Raw genomic sequence first — 19,558 nt, 5'->3', positions numbered from 1 at the left:
TCAGCGGGCTGGGGGCGGAATGAAAATCCTGGTGCTTGGGGCCGGCGTCGTCGGTACGGCGGCGGCCTTTTATCTGGCCAGCGACGGCCATGAGGTGACGGTGATCGAGCGCCATCCGGCGGCGGCACGCGGCACCAGCCGGTCGAATGCCGGCCTGGTGTCGCCCGGGGATGCCACCGCCTGGGCCTCGCCCGCCGCGCTGAAGACGTTCCTGCGCGGCCTCTACAACCACGATCTCGGCATCAAGGTGCGGCTGCGCCTGGATCCGTATTTTTTCGCCTGGAGCCTGCGCTTCCTGCGCCAGTGCACGCATAAGCGCATGCGCGCCAACACCGACGTCAAGCTGCGTCTGGCGCTCTATTCGCGCGACTGCATCAACGCCGTCTCCGCCGAAACCGGCATCCACTATGACGAGCGCAAGAAAGGCATTCTCTATTTCTTCCGCTCGCAGCAGAGCTTTGATACCGGCACCGACAATTATCGTTATCTCGGCGAACACGGCCTGCCGATCGAGATCGTCGGCCGCGACCGGCTGGTCGAGCTCGAGCCCGGCCTTGCCGGCGCCAAGGACAAGATAGCCGGCGGCGTCTATTCGCCGATCGACCAGACCGGCGACTCCAGTCAATTCACGCAGAACCTCGCTGCCTATGCCGCCGAGAAACTCGGCGTCCAATTCCTCTACGGCACCACGGTCGAAGGCCTCGACATCGACGGCGATCGGGTGCGCGCCGTGATGACCTCGGCCGGCCCGGTGGCAGGTGACGCAGTGGTCATTTCCATGGGGCCGGAGAGCGGTCTGCTCGGCCGCCGCTACGGCATCGATCTGCCCGTCTATCCCGTGAAGGGCTATACCGTGACTGTTCCGCTGGAAGATGAAAGCAAGGGGCCGATCATGGGTGGCGCCGACGAGGACCGGCTGATCGGCTATTCCAGGCTGGGAAATCGGCTGCGGATGTCCTCGACGGCGGAGTTCACCGGGTTCGACCGCACGTTCAAGCCACGCGATTTCAACTCGATCCTGAACACCGCCAAGGACCTGTTCCCCGGCGCTTTCGACGAGAGCAAGGCCGAGCTCTGGGCTGGACTTCGCCCGATGATGCCGAACTCTGTGCCGGTCATCGGCCGGGCGCGGTACGACAATCTCTACCTCGACACCGGCCACGGTCATCTCGGCTGGACCATGGCCTGCGGCTCGGGAAAGTTCCTTGCCGATGTGGTCGCCGGCCGCAAGCCGGAGATCGACCCGCAAGGATTGCTCTATGCGGGCTAGGCATCTCCGGACATCAGGGCGCCATGAGCTCGGCGGTCAGGCTCGTTCGTCGACCGCTGAACGCCAGGAGCGCACGTAACTTGTCCAGAGTGGATCGGCCGACGGTTCGGTCCTTTCGCCTCTGCCTTGCGGTGTCCCCTGGTCCGACGCCAGCAAGGCGGCGCCGATACCGGTGCCGGTGGCGGCCTCGGAGGCGATGACGCCACGCGCCGTCGCCGCAGCCAGCATGCGGGTGAACAGCCGGTTGCGGGCGAAGGGTCCTTCGACGATGGTTGGACCGTCCGCGCCGATCAGGTCGAGGCAGGTCGCGGTCATCAGCGCCAGGTAGAACGAGATGGTGACAAAGCGCTGGCCGACGCTCATACCGTCCGCGTTAAGCCATGATGCGGTATGATGCGGAAACGGGCCCGAACCCTGTTGGGTCGAGGGCAATAGGGACGTCTTGCGCGCCAGCACCGTGGCAACATCGTCTTCCGTCCAGTTCTCCGATTGGCCCTCGGTCAGCACGGAAAACTCGCGGCCACCCATGAAGCGCGCCGACGGCACGGGATCGCCGAGCGCGTTGACATTGACCAGCGTATCGCGGGCCGGGTCGAGCGCGATCTTGTTGCCGCCAACCGCCATCGACACCACCCAGGTGCCGGTCGAGACCACGGAGAAAGGCGGTCGGTCGGACAGGAGATGTGGCAGCAGCGAGGCGTTGGAATCGTGCAGGCCGCAAAACACCGGCGTTTGCGGGTCGAGCCCGGTCCGTGTCGCAAGCGCGGGCAGGATCGGCCCGAGGCGGTCCTTGGCCTGCCGCACCGGCGCCATTAGCCGGCGCCATTGCAGCCGGTCGACCAGCGACGAAAAATCCGCTTTCCACGGGTTCCACAGATCGGTGTGGCAGCCGAGCGAAGTCACCTCGCTGGCGGCGACGCCGGTCAGGCGCAAGGCCCAGTATTGCGGATACATCAGGATCGCGGCGGTTCTGGCGAAATCCGCCGGAAAGCGCTTCTGCTGCCAGAACAGCTGCGCGCCGAGATTGAGGCCGGCCGGCAGGCGCGGCGTGCCGGTCTCGGAGAACGCCGGACGGATCGTGTCATAGTCCCCGGCAAAGGCATCCGGACCATCGAATTCGTAGTCGAGCACCGGCAGCGCCAGTTCGCCTGATGCGTCGACCAGCACGGACGTTGCGCCATGGGTGGTGATCGATATCGCATCGATGCGCTGCTCGCAGTCGATCTCGGCCAGGCTGCCAAGGATAAACGCCCATAACCGCTCGACGTCATGGTGCGGGTATGGGCCTTGCCGAACCGGCTCGTTCACCATCCTGCGCAGCGTGACTTCGCTTGCTGCGGCAAGATCGACCAGCGCCACCTTGGCGTTGGTCTTGCCGATATCGATGACGGCGACGTGGCGGGTCATTCCATATGGAACATTGTTTCCAGCGGCACCGCCACCGGCTCGTTGTTCGGCTTGGTCTCCATGATGTCCGCCATCTCGGCCCACCAACGCTGCATCACCGGATGCTTCGGCAATTCGTCCATGCCGTGGTCGTCACGGCGCCACAGCACGCCGAACAAGGTGTTGGTCTCTTCGTCGAGATGGATCGAGTAATCGGAGATACCGGCCTGCTTGAGCAGCGCGACCAGCGACGGCCAGATGTCGTCGTGGCGCTTCTTGTATTCGGCCTTCATGCCCGGATTGAGCTTCATCTTGAACGCGTATTTCTCCGGCATCAGGCAAAGCGCTCCCGCCGTACTCGCCGCCACAGGATCGGCAGCGCGATGACGATGATCAGCAGCAGGCCGATGAAGATCGACATAACAATCCCTGGCACATTGAGCAGGCCGAGGCCGAAGGTCACCAGCCCCATGATGAAGGCCGCGAGCACGACGCCCACTATGCTGCCGGCCCCGCCCAGGATGCTGACGCCACCAAGCACCACCATGGTGATGACTTCCAGCTCGTAGCCCTGTGCGATGGACGGCCGGGTCGAGCCGAGCCGCGATGTGATCAGCACCGAGGCGATGCCCGCCATCAGGCCGGTCAGGCAAAACAGGATGAATTTGATACGGCCGACGCGTACGCCGGAAAACTGCGCCGCGACCGGGTTGTTGCCGATGGCAAAGACCCGGCGGCCGAAGCTCGTCCGGTGCAGAAGGAACCAGTAGACGACTGCCGCGATCAGGAAAAGCGTCAGTTCGAACGACACCACCCACCAGACATAGCCCTGGCCGAAGAAGGCGAAGCTCGCGGGATAGCCCTTGTAGGCCTGGTCGCCGAGGATGATGAAGGCAATGCCGCGAAACAGGCTCATCGTGCCGATGGTGACGACGATCGACGGCAAGCCGAGCCTGGTGACGAGCAGTCCGTTGAAGGCGCCGCAGCCGAGCCCGACGACGAGGCCGATTGCCACCAGTTCAGGCGTGCCGGCGCCGGCCTGCACCGCCATGCCCATCATTGTTGACGCCAGCGCGATGATGGCGGCCACCGACAGGTCGATTTCGCCGGAGATGATCAGCAGCGCCATGGCCAGCGCGATCAGCGCCTTTTCGGTGAAGTTGAAGGTCAGGTCCGACAGCGACCATGGGTCGAGGAAATAGGGCGAGGCAAAACTGTTGATGGCAAAGATGGCGACCGCCACCGCGACGAGCAGCGCCTCCCAGGAGAAGACCGCCGCGGTGAACGGCTTGTCGAGCCGATCGGGAATGTGGCGTGGGGCAGGGGTATCGGTCATGCCGCTTCCGCCTTTTTGAGAATGATGCGGCCTTGCCGGCGTTCGCCGCGCGCGTTGAGCACCACGGCCAGGATGATGGCGCTGCCTGAAATCGCCATCTGCCAGAAGGGTGAGATGTTGATCACCGGCAGTGCGTTGGAGATGATGCCGAGGAACAGCGCGCCGAGCACGGCGCCGCCGACCGAGCCGATGCCGCCGGCGATCGAAATGCCGCCGATGACGCAGGCGGCGATGATATTGAGCTCATAGCCATTCGCGACCTCGACCGAGGCGATGACGTAGCGCGAGATCCACAGATAGCCACAGAGGCCGCCGATCATCCCCGAGATGCAGAAGACGATGAATTTCGTCCGGCCGACATCGATGCCGGCATAGACCGATGCGGTCGGGTTGACGCCAATGGCATAGATCGAGCGGCCGAGCGCGGTGCGCGTCATCACGAGGAAAAACAATGCAATGACCAGCAGGGCGATCCAGGACAGAACCGGAATGCCGAGGAAAGCCGCGCGCTGCAACCCGATGAACTCAGCGCTCATCTGGTCGGCGTTGACCCACGCGCCGCCTGAAATGACGAACGTGGCGCCGCGGTAGATGGTGAGGGTGCCGAGCGTTACCACGATCGAGGGAATGTTCAGCCGCCATACCAGCAGGCCGTTGATGGCGCCGAGCACCAGGCCGACCAGAAGTGCGATGACGATCAGCAGCGGGATCGGGATCGCCGGATGCGCGGCGTTCAGCATTGCCACCACCATGCCGGTGAAGCAGAGATTTGAAGCCATCGACAGGTCGATCGAGCGGGTCAGGATGACGACCATCTGGCCGAGCGCCAGGATCATCAGGATCGACGTGTCGTTGAACACCTGGCGCAGGTTGGCCGGATCGGCAAAACCTGGAAACCGCGTGGAGATCAGCCCGATCAGCACGGCGATTGCCGCCAGCAGCCAGACCTCGCGATGTTTGAGAAGAGCCTTCATGCCGCGATCCCCGCTGCCGTCCTGACCAAGGTTTCGGCGTCGAGCCCTTTATTGTCGTAGACCGCGGCAATGCGGCCCTCGCGCATAACCACGACGCGGTCCGACATGCCGAGGATTTCCGGCAATTCGGACGACACCATGATCACCGACAGGCCTTGCGCGACGAGCTCGGCCATGAAGCCGTGCACGGCCGCCTTCGAGCCGATGTCGATGCCCTTGGTCGGCTCGTCCAGGATGATCACCTTGGGCGCGGTCGCCAGCCATTTGGCGATGACGATCTTCTGCTGGTTGCCGCCCGACAGCGTGCCGACGTCCTGGCTGAGCGAGGAGGCGCGCAGATCGAGCCGCTCGGTGTAGGAGCGGGCCAGCGCGAACTCTTCGGCCAGCCGCAATATGCCGGACTTGGATGTCCGTTTGAGCGAGGGCAGCGAGACATTCTGGAAGATCGGCAGGCCGATCACCACGCCTTGCTTGCCGCGCTCCTCCGGCACATAGACGATGCCGGCGTCGATCGAATCCGCCGCCGATTTCGGCGCGATTGCCTTACCCTCCAGCGTGATCGTGCCGCCGCTGGTGCGGGTGATGCCTGATATCGCCTGCATCACCTCGCTGCGCCCGGCGCCGACAAGGCCGTAGAAGCCGAGGATTTCGCCCCTGTGCAGCTCGAAGCCTATGTCGTCGAACTCGGTCGGGTGCGACAGGCCGGAGACGGCCAGCACCGGCGCGCCGATCTCGGCCTTGCGCTGCGGAAAGATGTGATCGACCGAGCGGCCGACCATCATGCGCACGATCTGGCTCTGGCCGGCGTCCTTGATCAGGCCTTCGCCGACCATCTCGCCGTCCCGGAACACGGTATAGCGGTCGGCGATGTGGTAGATCTCATCGAATTTGTGGCTGATGAACAGGATCGCCTTGCCGTCGCTCTTGAGGAATTCGATCAGCAGGAAAAGCTCTTCGATCTCCTTCATCGAAAGCGCTGCCGTCGGCTCGTCCATGATGACGATCCGCGCGTCGATGGACATGGCGCGGGCAACCGCGACTAGGTGCTTGTTGGCAATGCCGAGATCCTTCAGCCTGGCGTCGGCGTCGATATGGCCGGCGCCCATCGTGTCGAGCACCTCGCGGGCATTCTTGCGCATGGTGCGCCAGTCGATGGTTTTGAAACGCGTGCGCGGCGCATGGCCGAGGAAGATGTTTTCGGCCACCGTCAGGTCGTCGAACAGCACGGTTTCCTGGTGGATGGCGGTGATGCCATGCCCGAACGCGGCGTGGGCGCTGGGCAGTGTGACCGGCTGGCCGTCGATGCTGATCGTGCCAGCATCCGGCTGGTAGATGCCGGTCATGATCTTGACCAGCGTCGACTTGCCGGCGCCGTTTTCGCCGATCAGCGCGGTTACCTGGCCGGGATACAGCGACAGGCCGACATTGTGCAGCGCCCGCACGCCGGGAAAGCTTTTCGAGATGCCGGACAGCGTCAGGCGCGGTCCGGATGACAAAGGCGCTTCATGTGCCACTTCGTGCTGGGCTGTCGTGTCCATAATCGTATCAAGCCCTGTAGCAAGGTTCGTTTGAAAGCGCGGCGGAACCTGAGCCCCGCCGCACCGTTTCGAAGGTCCCAGGATCAATAGATCTTGGAGAACTTTTCGATGTTCGACTTGTCGAACTGGAAGGGCGGAGCCATCGCAGCCGAGTTGGTGTCGTCGAGCGTGACCTTGCCGACGCGGCCGATCGACAGCGTAGCACCGGGCTTGGCCTCTTCCTTCTTCACCGCCAGGTCGTGGGCGAGGTAGACGGCGGAGTAGCCGAGATCGATCGGGTTCCACAGCGCAACCGCCTGGCTGGCGCCATTGTCGATGAACTTCTTGAACTCCGACGGCAGCGCCAGGCCGGTGACGTTGACCTTGCCGATCAGGCCTTCATCGGTCACCACCTGCGCGGCGGCAACGACGCCGACCGTGGTCGGTGCGATGATCGCCTTGAGGTTCGGATAGGACTTCAGCAGGCCCTTGGCTTCGTCCGTGCTCTTGGCCGAGTCGTCGTCGCCATAGACGGTGGCGACGAGCTTGATCTTGGGGAACTTCTCCGGCAGCACCTTCTTGGCGGCGTCGATCCAGGCATTCTGGTTGGTCGCGGTCGAAGAAGCCGACAGGATGGCGACATCGCCGCCTTCCGGCAGGTAGTCGGCGGCCAGCTTGATGATGGTCTCACCGATCAGGTTGGTATCGGAGGGGTTGAGGTGAAGCTGGCGTCCTTCCGGCGCGACGCCTGAATCCCACGAGATGACGGTAATGCCGCGCTGCATCGCCTTCTTCAGCACTGGCACCAGCGCGTCGGCGTCGTTCGCCGAAATGGCGATGGCATCGACCTTCTGGGCGATCAGCGAATTGACCACTTCGATCTGCGCTTCGGCGGTCGCCTTGGTCGGGCCGGTGTAGATGATGTCGACATCGCCGAGTTCCTTGGCCGCCTCTTCGGCGCCCTTGTTGGCGGCGTCGAAGAAGCCGTTGCCGAGCGACTTCACCACCAGCGCGATCTTGACGTTTTCGGCGTAGGCGGCATTCACGAACATGGCGGCGGAGAACGCCGCCGTAACCATCAATTTCTTCAGAAAGCTCATCGAATATCCTCCCTTGAGCGTTGCATTCCATCGCCGCTGCGGGCGTGAGTGGTTCTCAGGCCTGCAGCGAAGATTCTTCCTTGTTGGTTGCCGTTGTGCGGGCGATGATCAGCGTCACGCCGGCGGTCTCCAGCATCTTGGCTTCGCGATCCTCGATGGCGTCGTCGGTGATCACCGTGGCGATGCGCGACAGGCCGCACAGGATCAGGCTCGAGCGTTTGCGGAACTTCGAGGAATCGACCAGCACCACCAATTCGTCTGCCTGGTCGATCAGTTTCTGCTCGGCCTGGATCAGCAGCGGGTCGCCTTCCATAAGACCGAGCGGCCCCAGCCCTTGCGCGCCCATGAACATGCGGCGCGCGTAGAAATTGCGCGTCACGTCATTGTCGAACGGCGACAGGATGATGTTCTGCTCGCGGTAGATGGTGCCGCCCGACAGCATCACCGTGTTCTTGGAGTGCCTGAGCAAGTGCTCCGCGATCGGGAAGGAATTGGTGAAGATCGGCATGCGGCGGCCGGTCAGGAAATGCACCATCTGGAAGGTGGTGGTGCCGCCATTGATGATGATCGGCTCGCCGTCCTTGCACAGATCCACGGCTTCCCGCGCGATTGCCCGCTTCTGCGAAGCGTTGATGGTCTCGTTGACGGAAAAGGGCCGGCCGGCAAGGCCGATGAACTGCGGCGGCGAAAGCGCCTCGGCGCCGCCGCGCACCCGGCGCAGCCGCTTTTGCACATGCAATGCCGCGATGTCGCGCCGGATCGTCGCCTCCGACGACTCCGTCAGGTCGACCATCTCCTGCACCGTCACCACAGGCTTTTCCTGGACGGCGGACAGAATGATCCTGTGGCGCTCTTTCTCGTGCATGGTTCCTCCCTGCCGGAGCATCTAGTCACCCAAAGCGCGCAGTGTCAATCATTTCCGATCAGATAATTTCATTGTGCAATGCAATATGACTGATATTGATCGTTTGTGATTGACAAGGCCGCTGCTTGCGTAGAAATTCGTACAAAAGGGACCCGCGCCGTTTGCGTGTCCCAAAGGGAGGATACCTATGCTCGACAAGCGCTCCGGCACGCGCCTCGCCAATCTTTGGGATGACGCAAAAGCGCAAGCAATGAGCGAGCCCGAACGTCTGGTCTATCGCTCGAATGTTCTTGGCTCCGACAAGCGCGTCACCAATTATGGCGGCGGCAACACCTCCTCCAAGATCTGGCAAAACGATCCGCTCACCGGCGAGAGCGTGGAAGTGCTGTGGGTCAAGGGCTCGGGCGGCGACAGCGCCTCGATCAAGCTCGACGGCTTCGCCACGCTCTACATGGACAAATTGCGCGCGCTGAAAGGTCTCTATCGCGGCCTCGAACATGAAGACGAGATGGTCGGCTATCTGCCCCATTGCACCTTCAACCTCAACCCGCGCGCGGCTTCCATCGACACGCCGCTGCATGCCTTCGTGCCGAAGCCTTTTGTCGACCATATGCATCCCGATGCCATCATCGCCATTGCCGCCGCCAAGGATTCGCAGGCGCTGACCAAGGAGATCTTCGGCGACACGATCGGCTGGCTGCCATGGAAACGTCCGGGCTTCGAGCTCGGCCTGTGGCTGGAGAAATTCTGCCGCGAAAACCCCGAAGCCAAGGGTGTCGTACTGGCCAGTCATGGCCTGTTCAGCTGGGGCGACACGCCGAAGGAATGCTACGAGACGACGATCTCGGTGATCAACCAGGCGATCGACTGGTTCGAGCGCAAGAGCCAGGGCAAGCCGATTTTCGGCGGCGAAGTCGTCAAATCCCTCGATGCGCCTGCGCGTCGCGCCGCGGCCGCAAAACTGATGCCGAGGATCCGTGGCCTGATCTCGGAGAACAGCCACAAGCTCGGCCATTTCGACGATTCCCCTGCCGTGCTCGAATTCGTCAATTCCAGGGATTTGCGGCCGCTGGCGGCACTCGGCACGTCCTGCCCGGACCACTTCCTGCGAACCAAGATCCGGCCGCTCGTCATCGAGTTCGACCCCCAAAATCCCGACGTCGATGCCGTCATTGCCCGTCTTGCCGATGATGTGGCGGAGTATCGCGTCGGCTATCAGGCCTATTATGACCGCTGCAAGCACGCGGATTCGCCACCGGTGCGCGATCCGAACGCCGTCGTCTATCTGATGCCCGGCGTTGGCATGTTCACCTTCGCCGGCGACAAGGCGACGGCGCGCATATCGGGCGAGTTCTACGTCAACGCCATCAACGTCATGCGCGGTGCCTCGACGGTCTCGACCTATGTCGGCCTGCCCGACCAGGAAGCCTTCGACATCGAATACTGGCTGCTCGAAGAGGCAAAGCTGCAGCGCCTGCCGAAACCAAAGGCTCTTGCCGGCCAGATTGCGCTGGTCACCGGCGGCGCCGGCGGCATTGGCCGGGCCACCGCCAACCGGCTGCTGCGCGAGGGCGCGTGCGTCGTGCTGGCCGATATCGACGAAGCAGCCCTTGCCGGCGCCAATGACGAGCTTGCCAAGGCCTATGGCAAGGATTTCGTGCGGCCCGTAGTCATCAACGTCACGTCCGAGGATCAGGTGATCTCCGGCTTTGCCGAAACGGCGGTCGAATTCGGCGGCATCGATATTCTGGTCTCCAATGCCGGCCTGGCCTCCTCGGCGCCGATCGAGGACACCACGCTGACGCTGTGGAACAAGAACATGGACATCCTGTCGACCGGCTATTTCCTGGTTTCGCGGGAGGCGTTCCGGCTGTTTCGGGCGCAGAAGATCGGCGGCAACGTCGTCTTCGTCGCCTCCAAGAATGGGCTTGCCGCATCGCCAAACGCCGCCGCCTATTGCACTGCCAAGGCCGCCGAAATCCATCTGGCACGCTGCCTGGCGCTGGAAGGCGCGGAAGCGCAGATCAGGGTCAATGTCGTCAACCCCGACGCCGTGCTGCGCGGCTCGAAGATCTGGAGCGGCGAATGGAAGGAACAGCGCGCCGCCGCCTACAAGATGTCGACCGACGATCTCGAGGAGCACTACCGCTCGCGTTCGATGCTGAAGCGGTCGGTGTTCCCCGAAGACATCGCCGAGGCGATCTATTTCTTCGCCTCCGATATGTCGGCCAAATCGACCGGTAACATCATCAACGTCGACGCCGGCAACGCACAGAGCTTTACGCGATAAGCAGTCGTTTGAGGGTTGGCGCCGACGCCGGAGCTTTACCCTTCTCCCCGTTACCATACGGGGAGAAGGTGCCGGCAGGCGGATGAGGGGCAGCGCCAACCGAACGCATTTGGGAGGAAACTTTAGTGTCCGAAACCATCATCTCCGCCGATGTTGTCGAGAAAGATAATGCCGCGCGCAACGCCAATCTCAAGCGCGACTACGAGTCCCTCGGCGAGCGCCTCGACCGCCGCGGCATCGCCATCGACGCCATCCGCGACAAGGTCGAGAAATTCGCCGTCGCCATCCCGTCCTGGGGCGTCGGCACCGGCGGCACCCGCTTTGCCCGCTTTCCCGGCGCCGGAGAGCCGCGTGATATTTTCGACAAGATCGAGGACTGCGCCGTCATCCGGCAATTGACGCAGGCGACGCCGACCGTCTCGCTGCATATTCCCTGGGACAAGGCCGATCCGAACCGGCTGAAGCAGGCGGCATCCCGCTTCGGCCTCGGCTTCGACGCCATCAACTCCAACACCTTCTCCGACGCCAGGGACCAAAAACTTTCCTATAAATTCGGCTCGCTGTCGCATGCCGATGCAGCGACACGCCGGCAGGCGGTCGAGCATAATCTCGAATGCATCGAGATCGGCAGGACGCTGGGCTCCAAAGCGCTGACGGTATGGATCGGTGACGGCTCGAACTTTCCCGGCCAGGTCAATTTCGCCAAGGCATTCGAGCGCTATCTCGACGCGATGAAGGAGATCTATGCCGGACTGCCGGACGGCTGGAAACTGTTCACCGAGCACAAGATGTACGAGCCGGCCTTCTATTCGACCGTCGTGCAGGATTGGGGCACCAACTACATCATCGCCAACGAGCTTGGCGACAAGGCGTTCTGTCTGGTCGACCTTGGCCATCACGCCCCCAACGTCAACATCGAGATGATCGTGTCGCGACTGATCCAGTTCAAGAAACTTGGCGGCTTCCATTTCAACGATTCGAAATATGGCGACGACGATCTCGACGCCGGCTCGATCGATCCCTACCGGCTGTTCCTCGTCTTCAATGAACTGGTCGATGCCGAGCTTGCCGGTGCCGAAGGTTTCGATCCGGCCCACATGCTCGACCAGAGCCATAACGTCACCGATCCGATAGAAAGCCTGATGTTGTCGGCGGTCGAGGTGCAGCGCGCCTATGCGCAGGCGCTGCTGGTCGACCGCAAGGCGCTCGAAGGCTTCCAGGACGCTAATGACGCGCTGATGGCGACGCAGACGCTGAAGACAGCCTATCGCACCGACGTCGAGCCTATCCTTGCCATGGCGCGGCTGAAGACCGGCGGCGCCATCGATCCGGTCGCCGCCTACCGCGCCGCCGGCTACCGGGCGAAGGTCGCAGCCGAACGGCCGGCGGTGGCGAGCGTCGGCGGCGGGATTGTTTGATATTGGCTGAAAAACGAAAACCCGCCTAAGGCGGGTCGTCGGTGCGAATCAATCGCGATTGTTGCGTTTATAAGCCCAGGCTTGGGCGGACCGCATTCCAGTCTTCCCAAGCATTCTCAAGCCTGATGTCATCATAGCCGCGCTTCTCCGCCACCTGCGCGGCGACGTCGTATGGCATCGCCATGCATGCGGCGCTGTCCCTGATCGCCACGACTTCGTCCTCAGTCAAAGGCGAGCCCTTTTGCTGTTCGCGATTGAGCAGAACCGCCACAAGCGATGGGATCGCTACCAAAACCAACTGCTCGTCGGTCACGTCAAATTCTCTGTCGCTTGTACTTCACCAGCTTCTTGAGCCGCTCGCCCAAGGGCTTCTCGTCGTCGCGTTCAGGCCCGCGGGCTACGTCCTTGAAGTTGTGGATCTGGGATTGCTTCGGATCAGCCATGCTTGCGCCTGTACCATGCTCAGTGGCTGCGGCCTATCCTTGCCATGGCGCGGCTGAAGACCGGCGGCGCCATCGATCCGGTCGCCGCCTACCGCGCCGCGGGCTACCGGGCGAAGGTTGCAGCGGAACGGCCGGCCGTGGCGAGCGTCGGCGGCGGGATTGTTTGATATTGGCTGAAAATGAAAACCCGCCACGAAGGGCGGGTCGTTGGAGCCAATTAGCACCATATCCAAATTAATAGCATAGCTGCCGGCACAAAGCAAGAACAAAGTTGCTGTGTAACTGAAAAATTCTGAGAGCCGCGATGAAGCGTGGCCTTGCTACCAACGCTGCGGCGCTCAGAAGTTACGGCATGGATCCTAGGGCGGAGCAGGAGCGAAGCGACGTAGCGGAGACCCTAGGATCCATGCCGTTGCAGTCGCCGAAGATTGCAACGGCGGTTGCGAGGCGAACCGGCACAGGCGTGCGAACCCTCCCGATTCTTTCGATCTTCGCAGTAGACTCGACCTCCCCAAACCGCTTTCCTAGGCCCACCCCAAGCCTCGGAGAACGGCCATGCACAATTTCCGCCGGACGCTGATTGCCGTAAGCCTTTCCCTCACCCTGACCTTCGTACCCTTCCTCGCCTATGCCGCCTCGCCGCAGCCGGCGAAGGGCGAGCACGGCATGGTGGTGACCGCCCAGCATCTTGCGTCTGAGGTCGGCGTCGAGGTGCTGAAGAGGGGCGGCAACGCGGTCGATGCCACGGTCGCCGTCGGCTATGCGCTGGCCGTGGTCTACCCGACCGCCGGCAATATCGGCGGTGGCGGCTTCATGACCATCCGCTTCAAGGACGGCCGCTCGACCTTCCTCGATTTTCGCGAGCGCGCGCCGCTGGCCGCGACCAAAACCATGTATCTCGACAAGGACGGCAAGCCGGTAAAAGGCGCCAGTCTCGACGGCTATCTGGCGATCGGCGTGCCGGGCTCGGTCGCTGGTTTCGAGATGGCGCGGGAGAAATACGGCACGCTGTCGCGGCAGGACTTGCTGGCGCCGGCCATCCGCTTTGCCAAGGAAGGCTTCGTGCTGGAGCAGGGCGATGCGGCCTCGCTCCAGGGCGGCGCGGAGCGGTTGGCAAGGGACCCAGCGGCGGCGGCCATTTTCCTCAAGCCGGACGGCAAGCCCTATGCTGTCGGCGAGCGTCTTGTTCAGCCCGACCTCGCGGCTTCGCTGGCCGCCATTTCCGAACGCGGGGCGGATGCCTTCTACAAAGGCGCGACCGCCGACGCCATCGTCAGGGCGAGTGGGGAGAAGGGCGGCATTCTGGCCAGGGTTGATTTCGAAAGCTATGCGGTGCGCGAGCTCAAGCCCGTGACCTGCAATTATCGCGGCTACGAGATCATTTCCTCGCCGCCGCCGAGCTCCGGCGGCGTCATCATCTGCGAGATCCTCAACGTGCTTGAGTTCTATCCGTTGTCCTATCTCGGCGCCGGTTCGGCCGAGACGGTTCACGTCATGGTCGAGGCGATGCGCCACGCCTATGTCGACCGCAATTCGGCGCTCGGCGATCCCGGTTTCATCGACAATCCGGTCGCAAAACTGCTCGACAAGAATTACGCCAGGGAAATTCGCGAAAAGATCGATCCGTTCCGGGCCGGCGTCTCGCAGGAATTGATGCCGAAGGGTTTTGGCGAGAGCAACGAGACGACGCATTTTTCGATCATCGACAATGATGGCAATGCCGTCGCGGTAACCTACACGCTGAACGGCTCTTTCGGCGCCGGCGTTGTCGCCGCCGGCACCGGCATCCTGCTCAACAACGAGATGGACGATTTCACCCAGAAACCCGGCGTGCCCAATCTCTATGGCCTGGTCCAGGGCGAGGCGAATGCGATCGCGCCGAAAAAGACGCCGCTGTCCTCGATGAGCCCGACCATCCTCGCCAAAGACGGCAAGCCGTTCATGGTCATCGGCAGCCCCGGCGGTTCACGCATCATCACCATCACGCTGGAGGCGATCGTCAACGTCGTCGACCACGGTATGAACATCCAGGAGGCCATCGACGCACCGCGCATCCATCACCAATGGCTGCCTGACACGGTCTATATCGAACGTTTCGGCCTGTCGCCCGATACCGAAAAGCTGCTCACCGGCATGGGCTACCACCTCGATCTTGCCGACACGACCTGGGGCCAGGCGACCGGCATCCTGGTCGGCGGCAAGAGCCTGGCGGAAATCGAGAAGGGCGGCGGCGCCCGCTACAATGGCGCCATCGACAGCCGCGCCGCATCCGGCAAGGCTATCGGGTATTAGACCCCAAGAGTGGGAATCGGTTTTTCGGATAAGATCATGGTCAACAATTTCGCTCTGAATCAGGTGACCAGCGCGATCGTCGACGCTATCAGCATCAGCGCCGCGATGCCGACGAACAGGGCGTAGATGCGTGGCCGGTCGAGCAGAAGCGCATTGCCGGATATCCATGCCGCGGTGGCTCCGCCAAGCGCGAAAAAGAAGGTGCTGCGGCGCCCGAAGCTCAAGCCGGCAGCCATCAGGCCACCGATGATCAGGGCGCCGAACACGATGATCACGGCGACTGCGTATTTTTCGAAATCGTTGCTGCCGGCGCTCGGGCCGATTGCGTTCAACCTCGACAGATCGTCCGGATCGAACGGGCTGGTCGACCCATATTCGTCTTGACCGACAGGCTCATGCATTATTCGTTCTCCGCAAACCGACAGCAAATCATCAAGCCTCGCCGAGCGCAACCGCTCGCCGAATGTGATCGGCACGGTGTTCAACACTTTCTGGCGGCGGCTTGCCAGAGATTTTTGAATTCGCGATTGGATCGCCGCCCCGCTGCGCGGCCTGGTCAAGCGCTTTGCCCGAGCTGAACCTTCATGCCGCCCTGGCCAAGGACTGCGTTGCCTGAACGGAAGCCCCAAGCACCGCCTGTGCGCTGTCTGCCTGCCTTTCATCGACATGCGCCAGCAGCAGGATCACACCTTGTGCGGCATCCGGCTTGCCTGGCAGCTTGCCGATATCGGACAATGCGCCGAAAAGTCTGCCGGCAACGCAGCCCAAGACTGCACCGACGAGGACCGATGCCAGCCATCCCGCGCCGAGCGGATCGATGCCGGGGATATCGAAGGCGCCGAGGCCGGCCAACAAACCCGCCGCCGCGCCGAGGGCGGCACCGGTGCCTGGACCGCGCAAGACGGCGCCGATTTCGTCGTCGTAGGGTCCGATGATACTGATCTGGTGGCGCGCAATTCCTGCCGCCTGAAGTGCTTCGACGGCTCGCGCCGCCTGGTCATGGGAATCAAAAAGTCTGCTGATTGTTCGCATTGAAACTGCCTGTGAGGCCCCCGCCTCGACGGTACGGCGGGTTCCTGCTGAGCGACGACGCCGAGGAACCGCCTAACGCATACGTCGCCCGCCGCTCATTTCCGAGCGGCGGGCGACGACTGCCCGAGCTTTCACGTCACTCGATGATCTTGACGATCTTGCGCGTGCCTGGGTCGACGACGACGGTGCGGTTGTCGACGACGACATAGCGGTATTTGACGTTGGGGACTTCATGAAGCTCGACGGTATCGGGGAGCGTCGAGCCGATATTGAGCTCCACCCCAGGGATTTTCACCGAGGCCAGCGGCTGCTTTTTCACATACTCCTTGATGATCGTTTCCTGCTGCGGTTCGATGACAACGTCTTGCGCCGCAGCGGCGCCGATGCCTGCCAGCAGCAAAAATCCCGCCACCGCGGTGGAAAGATGCATTCTCATGGTCGTCTCCTTTGCGAACTCGGTCCGCTCTTCACGCCAAGGCTCACTCGAACGGAAGGCAGCTGAAAACGTTCCGTCGACGGGGCTTCGGTCCCGCCCGGCAGGGACCAACCGACGTGTTGCCGCAGGACCTAAGTCTGATCCTTGCGCGCAAAGGGTGGGTTTGCCGCGTGACCCGGAACCGTGGCGGCGCGTGGCCGTTGCTGGCTGCACGTTCCGGGAGGATTCCATGGAAAAGGTCGACGGTTGCTCGCACCGGTCCAGGCTGTTTCCATTCCGATCGAACCCGGCATCTGCGCAGCACTGTCCCTTCCTGCGCCGATAAGGGTTCGCGCGTCACTTTGTGGCGGGCGAACCCTCAAATTGCTGTGTGCACCAAAGTTGACCCCCTGAAGCGAAGAGAAGGGGCGAGGAGAGCGGAAATGGCCGATGACAAGAGCAAGCGAGACTTCAGCGACCGCAATCGCGTTTCGGCGGATGAATATTATGAGGTCGAATATTTCGCGCGGGAAAATGGTGTTTCGCCCAGCCAGGTGAGCAAGCTGATCAAAAGGACCGGCGGCGACCGGATGATCCTCTCGCAGGCGGTGAAGGCATTGCGCGAGCGCAAGTGAGCTGGCGGCGAAGCCAACGGTGGAAAGGCACTGATCGCGATCGGCCGAGATCCGGCCAGCTATCGACAACGTGCCCGGATGCCGCCGCTTCGGCCAAGCGCAATGCCCCGCTACTTCTTCGATTCCGATGAAGACGGAATTGTCTATTCCGACGATCAGGGAACGTTATATGACGATCTCCCGCTGGTCAGGAAAGAAGCCCTTCGCACATTGGCCGAGATGGCCAGGGATGGCCTTCCTCATCGCAGGATTGCAGTCAAGGTCCGGGACGACCGTGGCGGTCTGGTCCTTGAAGTGGCTTTGACCTTTGCCGTTGAAACGCGGCACTTCGACGAGCGGATTTTCCGGATCGACTTGCGCACGAACTGACGGCTCGATCATCATCGCGCCGAGCATCAGATTTCTGGTGCAGCGGCATCTTCCCCTGGCGCGGAACATTAGAAATCTCTAATTGTTATCTTAAGCAGCGGGAACCTCCCAGGTTTCTGCTGCAGATCGGGTGCAACCCGATCGGCCCGCGCCCTCCGCCAGAGGCGCGGGCTTCGTTTGTTTAGCCGATGCGCAACGCCGTTCGGCAGCAGCATATTGGAGGCCTGCGGGAGCATTAGTAACATCTGTCGCTACCGCGGCGCCCTGGCGCCCAGGCAACGGAGCCCGTCGTCCGACAGGGCGGCGGGCTTTTTTGACGCGGGTCGGTCATCACGCAATCGATGGAATTCTGGCCGGCGCCGCTTCGTGTGGCATGGGGTAAGGTGCCCTGACGCAGCGCCGGCCAAGCGGAAATCAGGTCCGCCGCAGCCAGATTGTAGCCGCGCCGGCGCAGCAGGTAATTGCGTGATCGCGGAAGCCGCACCATTGCAGAGCCCTCCCAGCAGTTCGGTCTGCCCAGCGGCTGACCCGATGCATTCATTCATTCTGACGATGCACCGGACGCCCCGACGGCGGAAATTGGACGCAGCACTCGCTCTCGATTCAGCGGCCGATGCTCCCTGCAGATTTCGGACGAAAGGCCATTCTATCCTTGTCGCGCCTGGATTCTTATCAGATCGTGGCAAGGTTTGCCTTTACGGCCGCGTTTGCCGGCGTTCTGCTGTTCGCCCTTTTGCCGGAGCAAGTCCTGCGGGGCCTTGGCCTGGCTTTCACGTCTGATCACGACAAGCTCAATCACGCCGCCGCCTTCGTCGTCCTGGCGGCTCTCGGAAGTTTCGGCTGGCCGGAACGCAAGGCGAAGCTGATCGTACTCCTCGTTCTCACGGGCGCGGCGATCGAGGGGCTTCAGGCCGTGCGACTGATAGGGCGCGACCCGGATCTATTCGACTGGGTCGCCGACTGCGCGGGAATCGCGTGCGGACTGATGGTTGCAAGCTGGACAAGGCGGCTCGCCGGCGGATTGCCATAGCTCGAAAGCGCATAACGGAATCGGCGCGCCCGTGCCCCAATAAGGGGAAATTGGCCGGCGCCACTGGGGGGCGCGTTGGGGTAAGTTGCCTGATGGGGCGCCGGCCAGGCGGAAAAATTACGTCCGCCGCAAAGTAACATAGCAGGAACGGCAAAGCGCGGCAGTAGCGTGATCGCGGAAGGTCCGCGTTGGCGCCTCCGGTGCGGTGACCCGTTTTGGATCAACAAATCTGGCACCTGAATTGCACTGCAGGCAATGCCGGGAAATCCCGGCAATCGTCCCCGAATATGGGGCCTCGCCGCTTCGCAAATGGAGCGGCGGGCCTTTTGCCGGACGTTGAAAAGTAGGCCGATCAGCGGCTTAGCCGATCACGGTGTGCTTAGCCCGATTTCCCCTGCCAAGTGCTTATTCTCACAAGAGAAATTCTAAAGCGCCCAAGCATCGGTGCTTGACACAGGTTTCGATAACTGGATAAGTGGATACACAGATACGCTCTGATCGGACCAGGGACATGGCAGCTGACGCAATCGAGCCGTTGGGCATCACGACCGCCGAGGAGGAGGCTTATCGCCACATTCAGCGGGCCCTGAGGATGGGGCGTTACCGGGCCGGGGACCGGCTGATCCCGGAAGAGATCGCGACGGAAATCGGCATGAGCCGCATGCCGGTTCGCGAAGCATTCCGCCAACTGGCCGCGGAAGGTCTTGTGGTCATTCGCCCGAACCGTGGCTGCATCGTCGCCGGGCTTACCCTCGATGAGATCTACGAAACCTTTGAAATACGCTCGGTGCTCGAAGGGCTGGCGGTGAGGCTTGCCATGCCGCACATCGATGCCGAAGTGCTTGAAGAACTGGAACGCCAGCTGGACCGCATGGAGCGCGCCAGCCAGACCGGCAGCAGCGACTGGGTCGTGCGCCATCAGGCCTTCCATTTGCAGATTTGCCAACTGAGCAACCGACCCAAACTCGTCCGGCAGATTGCCAGCCTGCACGTCGTGATCGAACCCTACCTGCGCATCTGGTTCGACTATGTCGACAAGCCCGCCAGCGCGCGTGCCGAGCACGAGATCCTGATCGACGTGCTGCGGTCAGGTGACGCCGGCAAGGCTGAGATCGTCATGCGGGATCATATCGTCGAGACAGCGCCGCTTCTGGCCAACTTCGCAAGTCCCGGCCGCCGCTAGGGA

The 19,558-nt window shown here is 62.5% G+C and carries 20 protein-coding genes and 1 pseudogene; 9 read left to right on the top strand and 12 right to left on the bottom strand.

The window, feature by feature from the left end; all coding sequences use genetic code 11:
* Positions 1 to 19 precede the first annotated feature (19 nt).
* Positions 20 to 1,270 (top strand): D-amino acid dehydrogenase, encoded by a 1,251-nt coding sequence (locus NKJ15_RS00250; protein WP_352813661.1) that lies wholly within the window; start codon positions 20 to 22, stop codon positions 1,268 to 1,270.
* Between the two features lie 36 nt (positions 1,271 to 1,306).
* Here NKJ15_RS00250 and NKJ15_RS00245 read toward each other — a convergent pair whose 3' ends face one another.
* The 7 genes from NKJ15_RS00245 to NKJ15_RS00215 form a co-directional block, all read right to left on the bottom strand.
* Entirely contained in the window at positions 1,307 to 2,677 is a 1,371-nt protein-coding gene (locus NKJ15_RS00245; protein ID WP_352813659.1) for an FGGY-family carbohydrate kinase, read from the bottom strand.
* Positions 2,674 to 2,991: an L-rhamnose mutarotase gene (gene rhaM, locus NKJ15_RS00240; protein ID WP_352470130.1), complete on the bottom strand. Its 318-nt coding sequence runs from the start codon at positions 2,989 to 2,991 to the stop codon at positions 2,674 to 2,676. The genes NKJ15_RS00245 and rhaM overlap by 4 nt, the downstream gene beginning before the upstream one ends.
* Positions 2,991 to 3,992 (bottom strand): ABC transporter permease, encoded by a 1,002-nt coding sequence (locus NKJ15_RS00235; protein WP_352501719.1) that lies wholly within the window; start codon positions 3,990 to 3,992, stop codon positions 2,991 to 2,993. The genes rhaM and NKJ15_RS00235 overlap by 1 nt, the downstream gene beginning before the upstream one ends.
* Positions 3,989 to 4,966, bottom strand: a complete 978-nt coding sequence (locus NKJ15_RS00230) for an ABC transporter permease (RefSeq protein ID WP_352501720.1) — start codon at positions 4,964 to 4,966, stop codon at positions 3,989 to 3,991. The genes NKJ15_RS00235 and NKJ15_RS00230 overlap by 4 nt, the downstream gene beginning before the upstream one ends.
* Entirely contained in the window at positions 4,963 to 6,504 is a 1,542-nt protein-coding gene (locus NKJ15_RS00225; RefSeq protein WP_352685301.1) for a sugar ABC transporter ATP-binding protein, read from the bottom strand. The genes NKJ15_RS00230 and NKJ15_RS00225 overlap by 4 nt, the downstream gene beginning before the upstream one ends.
* 83 nt (positions 6,505 to 6,587) lie before the next feature.
* Positions 6,588 to 7,583: a rhamnose ABC transporter substrate-binding protein gene (gene rhaS, locus NKJ15_RS00220; protein WP_352541324.1), complete on the bottom strand. Its 996-nt coding sequence runs from the start codon at positions 7,581 to 7,583 to the stop codon at positions 6,588 to 6,590.
* 55 nt (positions 7,584 to 7,638) lie between these two features.
* Positions 7,639 to 8,448, bottom strand: a complete 810-nt coding sequence (locus NKJ15_RS00215; protein WP_023677380.1) for a DeoR/GlpR family DNA-binding transcription regulator — start codon at positions 8,446 to 8,448, stop codon at positions 7,639 to 7,641.
* A gap of 187 nt (positions 8,449 to 8,635) precedes the next feature.
* Here NKJ15_RS00215 and NKJ15_RS00210 point away from each other — a divergent pair, with 187 nt between their 5' ends.
* Both NKJ15_RS00210 and rhaI read left to right on the top strand, forming a co-directional pair.
* Positions 8,636 to 10,738, top strand: a complete 2,103-nt coding sequence (locus tag NKJ15_RS00210; RefSeq protein ID WP_352613935.1) for a bifunctional rhamnulose-1-phosphate aldolase/short-chain dehydrogenase — start codon at positions 8,636 to 8,638, stop codon at positions 10,736 to 10,738.
* A gap of 125 nt (positions 10,739 to 10,863) precedes the next feature.
* Complete coding sequence (gene rhaI, locus NKJ15_RS00205; RefSeq protein ID WP_352470137.1) at positions 10,864 to 12,156, top strand: L-rhamnose catabolism isomerase; 1,293 nt, start codon at positions 10,864 to 10,866, stop codon at positions 12,154 to 12,156.
* 67 nt (positions 12,157 to 12,223) lie between these two features.
* Here the strand turns inward: rhaI and NKJ15_RS00200 are convergent, their stop codons facing one another.
* Both NKJ15_RS00200 and NKJ15_RS00195 read right to left on the bottom strand, forming a co-directional pair.
* On the bottom strand, positions 12,224 to 12,469 hold the full coding sequence (locus NKJ15_RS00200) for a hypothetical protein (protein ID WP_352813658.1): 246 nt from the start codon (positions 12,467 to 12,469) through the stop codon (positions 12,224 to 12,226).
* Between the two features lies 1 nt (position 12,470).
* Positions 12,471 to 12,599, bottom strand: a complete 129-nt coding sequence (locus NKJ15_RS00195) for a hypothetical protein (RefSeq protein ID WP_352813657.1) — start codon at positions 12,597 to 12,599, stop codon at positions 12,471 to 12,473.
* A 26-nt stretch (positions 12,600 to 12,625) separates the two neighbouring features.
* On the opposite strand from NKJ15_RS00195, the pseudogene NKJ15_RS00190 reads away from it, so the two are divergent.
* A pseudogene (locus NKJ15_RS00190) lies at positions 12,626 to 12,766 on the top strand (sugar isomerase); the annotation flags it as partial.
* A 388-nt stretch (positions 12,767 to 13,154) separates the two neighbouring features.
* Entirely contained in the window at positions 13,155 to 14,891 is a 1,737-nt protein-coding gene (ggt, locus tag NKJ15_RS00185; protein WP_352813656.1) for a gamma-glutamyltransferase, read from the top strand.
* Between the two features lie 59 nt (positions 14,892 to 14,950).
* Here ggt and NKJ15_RS00180 read toward each other — a convergent pair whose 3' ends face one another.
* The 3 genes from NKJ15_RS00180 to NKJ15_RS00170 all read right to left on the bottom strand — a co-directional run bounded on the left by NKJ15_RS00180 (position 14,951) and on the right by NKJ15_RS00170 (position 16,359).
* On the bottom strand, positions 14,951 to 15,292 hold the full coding sequence (locus tag NKJ15_RS00180) for a hypothetical protein (RefSeq protein WP_292663955.1): 342 nt from the start codon (positions 15,290 to 15,292) through the stop codon (positions 14,951 to 14,953).
* Positions 15,293 to 15,473: 181 nt separating this feature from the next.
* Entirely contained in the window at positions 15,474 to 15,923 is a 450-nt protein-coding gene (locus tag NKJ15_RS00175; protein ID WP_352775778.1) for a hypothetical protein, read from the bottom strand.
* Positions 15,924 to 16,059: 136 nt separating this feature from the next.
* On the bottom strand, positions 16,060 to 16,359 hold the full coding sequence (locus tag NKJ15_RS00170; protein ID WP_352470142.1) for a DUF1236 domain-containing protein: 300 nt from the start codon (positions 16,357 to 16,359) through the stop codon (positions 16,060 to 16,062).
* 422 nt (positions 16,360 to 16,781) lie between these two features.
* On the opposite strand from NKJ15_RS00170, the gene NKJ15_RS00165 reads away from it, so the two are divergent.
* The 4 genes from NKJ15_RS00165 (at position 16,782) to NKJ15_RS00150 (ending at position 19,555) form a co-directional block, all read left to right on the top strand.
* On the top strand, positions 16,782 to 16,973 hold the full coding sequence (locus NKJ15_RS00165; protein ID WP_023719459.1) for a DUF3606 domain-containing protein: 192 nt from the start codon (positions 16,782 to 16,784) through the stop codon (positions 16,971 to 16,973).
* A 102-nt stretch (positions 16,974 to 17,075) separates the two neighbouring features.
* Complete coding sequence (locus NKJ15_RS00160; protein ID WP_352501726.1) at positions 17,076 to 17,342, top strand: DUF6894 family protein; 267 nt, start codon at positions 17,076 to 17,078, stop codon at positions 17,340 to 17,342.
* Positions 17,343 to 17,994: 652 nt separating this feature from the next.
* Entirely contained in the window at positions 17,995 to 18,372 is a 378-nt protein-coding gene (locus NKJ15_RS00155) for a VanZ family protein (RefSeq protein WP_352501727.1), read from the top strand.
* A gap of 511 nt (positions 18,373 to 18,883) precedes the next feature.
* On the top strand, positions 18,884 to 19,555 hold the full coding sequence (locus tag NKJ15_RS00150) for a GntR family transcriptional regulator (RefSeq protein WP_352470145.1): 672 nt from the start codon (positions 18,884 to 18,886) through the stop codon (positions 19,553 to 19,555).
* Positions 19,556 to 19,558 lie beyond the last annotated feature (3 nt).

The organism is Mesorhizobium sp. M0207, from assembly GCF_040321995.1.
Taxonomy (GTDB): Bacteria; Pseudomonadota; Alphaproteobacteria; order Rhizobiales; family Rhizobiaceae; genus Mesorhizobium.
Note: the sequence above shows the minus strand (reverse complement) of the source record. Positions and strands in the feature narration are given on the sequence as shown.

Coding starts and splice junctions, on each gene's coding strand:
- NKJ15_RS00250 (WP_352813661.1), top strand. CDS start 20: ATGAAAATCCTGGTGCTTGGGGCCGGCGTCGTCGGTACGGCGGCGGCC.
- NKJ15_RS00245 (WP_352813659.1), bottom strand. CDS start 2,677: ATGACCCGCCACGTCGCCGTCATCGATATCGGCAAGACCAACGCCAAG.
- rhaM (WP_352470130.1), bottom strand. CDS start 2,991: ATGCCGGAGAAATACGCGTTCAAGATGAAGCTCAATCCGGGCATGAAG.
- NKJ15_RS00235 (WP_352501719.1), bottom strand. CDS start 3,992: ATGACCGATACCCCTGCCCCACGCCACATTCCCGATCGGCTCGACAAG.
- NKJ15_RS00230 (WP_352501720.1), bottom strand. CDS start 4,966: ATGAAGGCTCTTCTCAAACATCGCGAGGTCTGGCTGCTGGCGGCAATC.
- NKJ15_RS00225 (WP_352685301.1), bottom strand. CDS start 6,504: ATGGACACGACAGCCCAGCACGAAGTGGCACATGAAGCGCCTTTGTCA.
- rhaS (WP_352541324.1), bottom strand. CDS start 7,583: ATGAGCTTTCTGAAGAAATTGATGGTTACGGCGGCGTTCTCCGCCGCC.
- NKJ15_RS00215 (WP_023677380.1), bottom strand. CDS start 8,448: ATGCACGAGAAAGAGCGCCACAGGATCATTCTGTCCGCCGTCCAGGAA.
- NKJ15_RS00210 (WP_352613935.1), top strand. CDS start 8,636: ATGCTCGACAAGCGCTCCGGCACGCGCCTCGCCAATCTTTGGGATGAC.
- NKJ15_RS00195 (WP_352813657.1), bottom strand. CDS start 12,599: ATGGCTGATCCGAAGCAATCCCAGATCCACAACTTCAAGGACGTAGCC.
- ggt (WP_352813656.1), top strand. CDS start 13,155: ATGCACAATTTCCGCCGGACGCTGATTGCCGTAAGCCTTTCCCTCACC.
- NKJ15_RS00180 (WP_292663955.1), bottom strand. CDS start 15,292: ATGCATGAGCCTGTCGGTCAAGACGAATATGGGTCGACCAGCCCGTTC.
- NKJ15_RS00175 (WP_352775778.1), bottom strand. CDS start 15,923: ATGCGAACAATCAGCAGACTTTTTGATTCCCATGACCAGGCGGCGCGA.
- NKJ15_RS00170 (WP_352470142.1), bottom strand. CDS start 16,359: ATGAGAATGCATCTTTCCACCGCGGTGGCGGGATTTTTGCTGCTGGCA.
- NKJ15_RS00165 (WP_023719459.1), top strand. CDS start 16,782: ATGGCCGATGACAAGAGCAAGCGAGACTTCAGCGACCGCAATCGCGTT.
- NKJ15_RS00160 (WP_352501726.1), top strand. CDS start 17,076: ATGCCCCGCTACTTCTTCGATTCCGATGAAGACGGAATTGTCTATTCC.
- NKJ15_RS00150 (WP_352470145.1), top strand. CDS start 18,884: ATGGCAGCTGACGCAATCGAGCCGTTGGGCATCACGACCGCCGAGGAG.